Below are 1,046 nucleotides of genomic sequence, written 5' to 3'. Positions count from 1 at the left end.
CGTGAATTTATACCATTATTTTCAACAAGTTATATAATCAATTATATATTGAAATACCAAAAAACGATTATCAAATAATTTTATCAACTATCTAAATAAGGCTTCCACTAAGGCAGAAACGTGATTTTTTAGTGCGATAGATCACAGAAAGGAAGAGCGAGGGAAAGAAGTCAGCGGAATAAATGATCCTACAACGCGCGAATAGTAGATTCCCTATCGCCCTCGCGGGCATTCACTGTAGGGAATGACGGAATAATTTCCACAAAAAAAGCGACAGGCTTTCACCCATCGCTTAGTCTCATTATCCTGAGAACTAGAGACTCACAACCTCGTCCCGGCTCTTCCCTATAACCCTTTAGTTATACGCGCGAGCAAACATACCATCACAATGGGCTGAATATGCTTGTGCATAAGCAGGAATAAACACTGACTGACCTTTTTCAAGTATCACTGTTTCACCATTATGGTGCGTCACTGTTAGTGGTGCATCAATCGCAAATAAAATTTCAGCACTGGTATTTTGTAATGCAATATTATTAACTTGCTTATACACGCTGAATTTAAAATCAGGCACAGGGATCTGATAATCTAAACCACCAGCGACCATTGTTGGCGCTAGTAATAATTCATTCGCCGCCATGCTCTTAAATTCAGTATTCGCGACTAACTCGGGTACATCCATAAATTTAGGCGTCAAACCTGCACGTAGTACATTGTCTGAGTTAGCCATGATTTCAAGGCCTGTTCCTTTAATGTAAGCATGTGGCGTACATGCACTTAGGAACATCGCTTCGCCTGGTTGTAATGTTAATACGTTCAACATTAAAGGAACAAACAGACCGATATCACCTGGGTATTGCTCAGATAAATCAATCAATAACGCAAATAATGGCTGCTCTTTATGTTCATGACAGAACGCTAAAAGCCCATTAACAGCAACCTCTTTACGCTCCCCCTCAAGCGATAACATTGCTTCAAAGAAATCACGTAAACCGGTTTCAGTTTGATTGGCTACGAACGTATTAACAAGATCGCTGATCACATCT

1 protein-coding gene is annotated in these 1,046 nt (G+C 40.0%); it reads right to left on the bottom strand.

Features of this window, described 5'->3' with window-relative positions; translation table 11 throughout:
* Positions 1-355: 355 nt before the first annotated feature.
* On the bottom strand, positions 356-1,046 hold a 691-nt coding region (manA, locus tag GLP24_RS19790), incomplete at its 5' end, for a mannose-6-phosphate isomerase, class I (RefSeq protein ID WP_232616438.1).

Source organism: Photobacterium carnosum, from assembly GCF_021236965.1.
Taxonomy (GTDB): domain Bacteria; phylum Pseudomonadota; class Gammaproteobacteria; order Enterobacterales; family Vibrionaceae; genus Photobacterium; species Photobacterium carnosum.
The sequence above is the reverse complement of the archived record's forward strand: the minus strand, read 5'-3'. Positions and strand labels throughout refer to the sequence as shown.